We start from the raw sequence: 6,426 nt of genomic DNA, 5'->3' as shown, positions 1-6,426 counted from the left end.
CCAGCAGATCGGCGGCCAGCGGCAGCGGATCGCCGCAGATCTCGCTGGCGAGCAGCTCGCCGCAAAGGGGGGCCGAGCACAGACCCCGTGAGCCGAGCGCCCCCAGCACATAGAGACCGGGGTAGAGGGGCAATGGACTCTGCTGATCAACGGGCGCCTTCAGATTGTGATCCGCCAGCGCCGCCAGTCTGGCGACCGGCCCCGCCACCGGCAGATGATCCCGGCTGGCACTGCGCACGCCTACCCGGGCCTGGTTGCCGCTCACGTCCACCTCGGCAGGCCAGCGCTGTTGCGGCAGGCAGGCCTGCAGTCGCGCCTGGTTCTGGGCCTGCTCGTCGGCGCGAAACGCGAGGTCGGTCTGGTTGCGGCCATAGCTGGCGCCGATGCAGTGGTGATCGTGGTGGGCCGGGGTGAGGTAGCCATCGTAGCAGAGCACGGTATTGAGCTGGCTCAGGCTGGCGGAGGTGGGCACATGGCTCACCTGGCCGCGCACCGGATAGAGCGGCAACTCGGCAAAGGGGATGAGCGCCGGCAACTGGTGTCCGGCGGCCACCACCAGGGTGGGGCTCTGCCAGCGGCGACCGTCACAGCTTTCAACTTGCCAGCCATCCGCCTGTTCGGTCACGGTAGCGACCTGGGTATTGAAGAGCACCTCAAGCAGCCCGCCGGCTTGCGCCTCCCGGATGGCGGCGCGGGTGAGAGCGGCCGGGCAGAGCCAGCCCCCCAGCGGATAGCTGACGCCGTCGTGGCCACAAGGCAGGCCGACCACCTGCTCGACCTCTGGCTCGGAAAGCGGGTGCATCAGCTCGGGCGGGAAGGGGCCTTGCACCATCTTGGTCAGCTTAGCGGCGGACTTGTCGTCATAACCGAGCTGGGTGACGCCGCACAGGGAAAAGGCGACGGGGTGGCGCTCGGCCAAGGCCAGCAGTCGGCTTCTGGCAAAGCCGAAGGCCAGCGAATAGAAGCGCGACAGTGCATCGTGCTCACCGTTGAGCAGCGGATAGAGCGCCCCCTGGCGATTGCCGGAGGCGCCGCCGGCCGGCTCGTCATCCTGGCACAAGAGGGTGACCTTGCGGCCCCGCTCCACCAGCGAGAGCGCCGTCATGGCCGAGGCGATCCCACCGCCAATGATCAGCACTTCTCCCTCCCGCCCGGCCGGACGGGCATAGCAGGGAGCGATGCTCTGCTGCGGCAGTTTGTCTGCGCGCTCGCCCGCCAGCATCTCCCGCTTGCTGCCGTGCCCTTTCACTTTCTGCATGGCAAAGCCGGCGGCAATCAGGCCGCGGCGCACGAAGCCGGCGCAGGTAAAGGTGGCGATGGTCGCCTGGGGGCGGGCGAGACGGGCCAGCCCGTCGAACAGATCCTGGGTCCACATTTCGGGGTTCTTGGCCGGCGAGAAGCCATCCAGATACCAGGCATCCACCAGCCCCGTTGCCGGGTGGGGCACCTGGGGCAGCATCTCCTTGATGTCGCCAAGCCAGAGATCGAGCCGGATGCGGCCGCCGGCAAAGATGAGGCGATGACAGCCGCTGACCGGTAGCGGCCACTGGGCAATCAGATCCTGGCTCAGGTGGGCAAGCTCGGGCCAGGCCGCCAGCGCCTTGCGCAGATCGGCCTGGGTGAGCGGGTACTTTTCGAAACTGATGAAGTGCAGCCGGGAACCGTTGCCGGTTTGGGGCGCCTGTTCCAGAAAGGCGGCCATTGTCGCCAGAAAGTTAAGACCTGTGCCGAAACCTGTCTCACCTATCACGAAAATGTCACTATCGTGGTGCGAAAATCGCGCTGGAAGCCGATTTTGCTGCAAAAAGACGTAGCGGGTTTCACTTAGACCGTTATCATTGGAAAAGTACACATCCCCGAACTCACTGGAGACTGGAGTTCCCGCTTCATTCCAGTCCAATCGGGCATGATGTAAGGATGTTTGACTCACGTTTTCCTCGGCTCGCGTCACAAAATCGCGGGCATTCTACGTGAAAGCAGACCAGTTTGGCAGCCGAAAGCGGGTAGACTCGGTGCCAGTTTTTCCAGACGAGATGAATTAATGAGAAGAGCAGTGATCACCGGTATCGGCGTCATCTCCAGTATCGGCAACAACAAGGAAGAAGTGCTGGCCTCCCTGAAAGCAGGCAAATCTGGCATCACCTATTCCGAGCAGTTCGAGCAGCACAACCTGCGCAGCCGTGTCTGGGGTAACATCAAACTCGATCCGTCTGAACTGATCGACCGTAAAGTCATGCGTTTCATGGGTGACGCCGCGGCCTACGCCTACCTCTCCATGCAGCAGGCCATTGAAGATGCCGGCTTGGCGGAAGACCAGGTCTCCAACGAGCGTACCGGCCTGGTGGTCGGTTCGGGTGGTGCTTCCGGCAAGAACACCTCCGAGTCTGTGGACATCGCTCGCGAGAAAGGGGTCAAGCGTGTGGGTCCCTACATGGTGCCGCGCACCATGTCTTCCACCACCTCTGCCTGCCTGGCCACCCCGTTCCAGATCAAGGGCGTGAACTACTCCATCAGCTCCGCCTGCGCGACCTCCGCTCACTGCATCGGTCACGCCATGGAGCTGATCCAGCTTGGCAAACAGGATGTGGTCTTCGCTGGTGGCGGTGAAGAGCTGGACTGGTCTTCTACCATCCAGTTTGACGCCATGGGCGCGCTGTCTACCAAATACAACGACACGCCGGAAAAGGCGTCCCGTACCTATGATGCGAACCGCGATGGTTTCGTCATCTCCGGTGGCGGCGGCATTCTGGTGATCGAAGAGCTGGAGCACGCGCTGGCTCGTGGTGCTCACATCTATGCCGAACTGACCGGCTACGGCGCCACTTCCGACGGTTACGACATGGTCGCCCCGAGCGGTGAAGGCGCGGTGCGCTGCATGAAGATGGCGATGCAAGGTGTTGGCAAGGTTGACTACATCAACACCCACGGCACCTCCACCCCGGTCGGTGATACCAAAGAGCTGGAAGCTATCCAGACCCTGTTTGGTGCCAACGGTCCCAAGATCTCTGCCACCAAGGCGATGACCGGCCATGCGCTGGGCGCCGCCGGCGTGCACGAGGCTGTCTACTCCCTGCTGATGATGGAACACGGCTTCATCGCCCCCAGCATCAACATCGAGACCCTGGACGAGAAGGCTGAAGGTCTGCCCATCGTGCGCGAGTACGAAGAGGCCGAGCTCAACACCGTCATGTCCAACAGCTTCGGCTTTGGCGGTACCAACGCCTCCCTGGTGTTCAGCAAGTTCAAGGCTTGATGAGCCCGTCATGAGTTGCAAAAAAGGCGCCGCAAGGCGCCTTTTTTATTGGGTGTTCGTCAGGCCCGCGCCTGCAGTGGCAGTCGCATGTAGGTGGCGCCCTCGCCGTATTCGGCCAGGGATTTCTGGGTGCTGGCAGGCTTGAACCCCTGCTTGCGCCAGAAGGCAGGCGCATCCTGTACCGCCACCAGACCGGCGTGCTCGAACCCTTCGTCGGTGGCAAACGCGAGGGCGGTGGCGAGCAGCCGCTGGCCGATCCCCTTGCCGCGAGCCTGTCTGGAGACGGCGAGATCGTGCAGATAGAACTCGTCGTTGCCGGCCAGGCGTTGCACGGACACGGAGAGGGGCGGTGGCTGGTGGGCGCGCCAGGGGTGGCAGAGCAGGTAACCCAGCACCTGGCCCTGATATTCAGCGACCCAGCAGCAGTCGGGCGCCAGTTCGGCCTTGTTGCTCATGACGTCGATGGGTTCAGGATCCAGCTGGTGATAACACTCGTCCTGAATGGCCATGATGGCGGGCCAGTCGTTGGCCCGGGTCGTGCGGATCCTGATCATAATGACAGGGCATGGCTGCCCGAAAACGCTGATTAAATAGTGAATGCGTCAGCCAGCCTACCAGAAGCGGGTCACCAACTGAACAGGCATCTTCAAATGATGCCTTTTTTGATCAGCGCGCCGCCTGTTTGCTGACGACCTTGATGAGCTGGTAGCGCAGGGAAGGGGCATCTGCCGGCACATCGGTGAGCTGCTCCTTGCTGACGCTCAGCTGGTAGCGGTAGCCGGGTTCAAACTGGAAGCCTTCAATCTGCTGATAAAACAGGGTCCAGGGCTGCTGCTCGTCGCTGCGCACCTGCATGCACTGCATGGGGCCGACACCGACGCAGTGCACCAGCTGACTGTTGACGTAGAGAGTCTCGCCGGCGGTCGGGGCAGGGGCGCTCTGGCAGGCGCTGAGCAGCAGGGCGGCGCCGGCGCTGATGAATAATGGTCTCATGATGGACTCCTTGGCTAAAAGGGGAGCATTAGAGCGGCAAATGAAAAGGCGGTCAATGACCGCCTTTGTAACAAAATATCTGAAACCTGCGACTCAACGCTGGTCGAGCGGAGTGAACTCGCGCTGCGGCTGACCGGTGTAGAGCTGGCGCGGACGGCCAATCTTCTGATCCGGATCCGAGTGCATTTCGTTCCAGTGGGCAATCCAGCCGATGGTACGGGAGATGGCGAAGATCACGGTGAACATGGACATGGGGATGCCGATGGCCTTCATGATGATGCCGGAGTAGAAGTCCACGTTCGGGTAGAGCTTCTTCTCGATGAAGTAGGGGTCGGACAGCGCGATGCGCTCCAGCTCCATGGCCACGTCCAGCAGCGGATCCTTGATCTGCAGCTCGGTCAGTACCTCGTGACAGGTTTCGCGCATCACGGTGGCACGGGGGTCGTGGTTCTTGTAGACCCGGTGACCGAAGCCCATCAGACGGAACGGATCGTTCTTGTCCTTGGCCTTGGCGATGTACTCGGGGATGCGATCCACGGAGCCGATCTCCTCGAGCATCTTGAGGCAGGCTTCGTTGGCACCACCGTGGGCCGGTCCCCACAGGGAGGCGATCCCCGCGGCGATACAGGCAAACGGGTTGGCACCGGAGGAGCCAGCCAGACGCACGGTGGAGGTGGAGGCATTCTGCTCGTGATCCGCATGCAGGGTGAAGATGCGGTCCATGGCGCGTTCGACGATGGGGTTGACCTTGTACTCTTCGGTCGGCACGCCAAACATCATGTGCAGGAAGTTGCCGGCATAGGAGAGGGCGTTGCGCGGCTGCATGAACGGCTGACCGATGGAGTACTTGTAGCACATGGCGGCCAGGGTCGGCATCTTGGAGAGCAGACGGAAGGCGCAGATCTCGCGGTGCTCTTCGTTGTTGATGTCGAGGGCATCGTGATAGAAGGCGGAAAGCGCGCTGACCACGCCGCACATGACGGCCATGGGGTGAGCGTCGCGGCGGAAGCCGCGGAAGAAGAAGGCGATCTGCTCATGCACCATGGTGTGGCGGGTGACCAGACGTTCGAATTCCGTGTATTGCGCCTTGGTGGGCGCCTCGCCGTACAGCAGGATGTAGCAGACTTCGAGGTAGCTGGCCTGTGTGGCCAACTGGGCGATGGGGTAACCACGGTGCAGCAAGACACCCTGATCGCCATCTATGTAAGTGATGGATGATTTGCAAGAACCGGTGGCCATGAAACCGGGGTCGAAGGTGAAGTACCCTTGCGCGCCCAGCTTTCTGACATCGATAACGTCAGGTCCGACAGTTCCTGACAGGATCGGGAGTTCTACCGGGTCTTTGCCGGGCAGATGTAGGGTGGCTATCTTATCAGCCATAGCACGTCTCCTTTGCTCTTTTATAATTTGATTCCAGCTCTACTTTATTACGAGTTTGATGACGCTGGCAAAGGTTCTGACCCGTACCAGGGCGGCTGGAGCGCCTTATTTGAAACAGAGTTCAGGTCTGTTGTCAATTTTGCTGGATGATCATTAATGTTTTGTTAAATCAGTTGTGAGATCTGGTTTACGGTTTTGGGTTTTCTTTGTAGCTAATTGATTGTCATTGGTTAAGCCCGCCGATATACTGCGCCTCGTGGGTGATGGCTGTCGGTGTTTGAAACGCTTTCGCAAAGCCAGATGTGATATTGAAAATGTCGTTTTTGGCTTTCCCGAGTTGTTTTGGTAACAAAAACCTAACAAATGCCACTCCATGCCCTCATAAGCGTGAAAAAACAATAACTAACGTGCTCAATGGAGCTGAGTGGGCAAAGCCGTGAAAAATAAACAGAGACCTGTAAACCTCGACCTACAGACGATCAGCTTTCCTGTCACCGCCATCGCTTCCATCTTGCATCGTGTCTCAGGGGTCATCACCTTTGTGGCGCTCTCAATCTTGCTGTGGATGCTTGGTACTTCACTCGCCTCTCCCGAAGGATTTGAGACCGTGGTGTCCATCATGGACAACTTCCTGGTCAAATTCGTGCTGTGGGGGATCCTGACCGCGCTGGCTTACCACATTGTGGGCGGGCTGCGTCATCTGGTCATGGACATGGGCTATTGGGAAGAGCTGGAATCCGGTAATCAGAGTGCCCGTGTGGCCTTCGTGATCACTGCGATTTTGGCGGTATTGGCGGGGG

At 60.3% G+C, this 6,426-nt stretch carries 6 protein-coding genes; 2 read left to right on the top strand and 4 right to left on the bottom strand.

Annotated features, from left to right (window positions below):
* A partial coding sequence (mnmC, locus tag BN1143_RS00670; RefSeq protein WP_197069829.1) for a bifunctional tRNA (5-methylaminomethyl-2-thiouridine)(34)-methyltransferase MnmC2/FAD-dependent 5-carboxymethylaminomethyl-2-thiouridine(34) oxidoreductase MnmC1 occupies positions 1-1,951 on the bottom strand: 1,951 nt, incomplete at its 3' end.
* A gap of 90 nt (positions 1,952-2,041) precedes the next feature.
* Between mnmC and fabB the strand changes: the two genes are divergently transcribed.
* Positions 2,042-3,253 carry a beta-ketoacyl-ACP synthase I gene (gene fabB, locus BN1143_RS00665; protein WP_010634180.1) on the top strand — a complete coding sequence of 404 codons (1,212 nt, stop codon included), beginning with the start codon at positions 2,042-2,044 and terminating at the stop codon, positions 3,251-3,253.
* A 59-nt stretch (positions 3,254-3,312) separates the two neighbouring features.
* Here the strand turns inward: fabB and BN1143_RS00660 are convergent, their stop codons facing one another.
* From BN1143_RS00660 to BN1143_RS00650, 3 genes are all read right to left on the bottom strand, one after another.
* Positions 3,313-3,807: a GNAT family N-acetyltransferase gene (locus BN1143_RS00660; protein ID WP_042049270.1), complete on the bottom strand. Its 495-nt coding sequence runs from the start codon at positions 3,805-3,807 to the stop codon at positions 3,313-3,315.
* 112 nt (positions 3,808-3,919) lie between these two features.
* Positions 3,920-4,246, bottom strand: coding sequence for a DUF4377 domain-containing protein (locus tag BN1143_RS00655; RefSeq protein ID WP_005300200.1), 327 nt, complete (start codon positions 4,244-4,246; stop codon positions 3,920-3,922).
* 93 nt (positions 4,247-4,339) lie between these two features.
* The gene (locus BN1143_RS00650) at positions 4,340-5,626 is read right to left on the bottom strand and encodes a citrate synthase (protein WP_005300205.1); all 1,287 of its coding nucleotides are present in this window, start codon (positions 5,624-5,626) and stop codon (positions 4,340-4,342) included.
* Positions 5,627-6,050: 424 nt separating this feature from the next.
* On the opposite strand from BN1143_RS00650, the gene sdhC reads away from it, so the two are divergent.
* The coding region (sdhC, locus tag BN1143_RS00645; RefSeq protein ID WP_042049272.1) for a succinate dehydrogenase cytochrome b556 subunit at positions 6,051-6,426 on the top strand (376 nt) is incomplete at its 3' end.

The organism is Aeromonas dhakensis (assembly GCF_000820305.1).
Lineage (GTDB): Bacteria > Pseudomonadota > Gammaproteobacteria > Enterobacterales > Aeromonadaceae > Aeromonas > Aeromonas dhakensis.
Note: the sequence above shows the minus strand (reverse complement) of the source record. Positions and strands in the feature narration are given on the sequence as shown.